This window comes from Lachnoanaerobaculum saburreum DSM 3986 (genome assembly GCF_000185385.1).
GTDB classification, from domain to species: Bacteria; Bacillota; Clostridia; order Lachnospirales; family Lachnospiraceae; genus Lachnoanaerobaculum; species Lachnoanaerobaculum saburreum.
The window spans coordinates 2,743,769-2,744,863 of sequence record NZ_GL622296.1; the positions used below are offsets into that span (position 1 = coordinate 2,743,769).

Below are 1,095 nucleotides of genomic sequence, written 5' to 3' on the forward strand. Positions count from 1 at the left end.
GTTGACGACTTCTGGACGCACACAATTGCCTGTAATCGTATCGGCATTATCTTTATATATAGCTTTAAGTTGTGATTTTGCCTGAAGGATTATGCTTGCAGATATTTCTCTTGAACGAATGGTTGCAATTAACTTTTCAAACTTTGGAATCTGACCGATGTTACTGAACTCATCCAATAAACACCTTACATGAACGGGAAGTCTGCCGCCATAGACATCATCCGCCTTATCACAAAGTAAATTAAATAGCTGAGTATACATCATTGCCACTACAAAGTTAAATGTATCATCTGTGTCTGAAATAATAATAAATAGGGCTGTTTTCTTATCTCCTATAGTATCTAAGCCCATCTCATCATACTCCATAAGGTTTTTAAGCTCCTCAATATCAAATGGAGCAAGCCTTGCACCACAGCTTATAAGAATCGATTTTGCAGTTTTTCCCGCAGCAAGCTTGTATTTACGGTATTGCTTTACCGCAAAGTGGTTTGGCTTTTCTTTTTCCAGCGCATCAAAGATATAGTCAACGGCATTTTTAAAGTTTTCATCTTCTTCTCTTACTTCACTGGCATCAATAAAAGCAAGCAGTGTTTCAAAGTTTTGCTCTTCCTCCGGTGCTTCATAATAAAGATATCCAATCAGTGCGGTGTAATAAAGGCGTTCTGCTTTCACCCAAAAATCCTCACTGAATTTTTCTCCTTCGCCTTTCGTATTAGCTATAATGGTTTGTACAAGCTTTAGAATATCTTTTTCACTTCTCAGATAGGCAAATGGATTGTAGTGCATGGATTTTTTGAAATTTATGGTATTTAGCACTTTAATATCATATCCGTTTTTCTCAAGCATCTTTCCACACTCTACGAGAACGGTACCCTTAGGATCTGTTACAACATAGGATGAGTGCATTTGCATAAGATTGGGCTTTAAAAAAAATCTGGTCTTTCCGCTTCCTGATCCTCCCACCACAAGTATATTTTTATTTCTTGCATATTTAGGGTTTTTAGGTCTACCATTCATGGTCAGTCTTTCCGTATCAGTTAAAAGAATGTTATTTTCAAACTTTTCATCTACATACGGTTCTATATCTTTTGAGTT

At 36.5% G+C, this 1,095-nt stretch carries 1 protein-coding gene; it reads right to left on the reverse strand.

Annotation, left to right across the window (positions count from 1 at the left end; all coding sequences use genetic code 11):
• On the reverse strand, positions 1-1,095 hold a 1,095-nt coding region (locus tag HMPREF0381_RS12660; protein WP_008752399.1), incomplete at both ends, for a VirD4-like conjugal transfer protein, CD1115 family.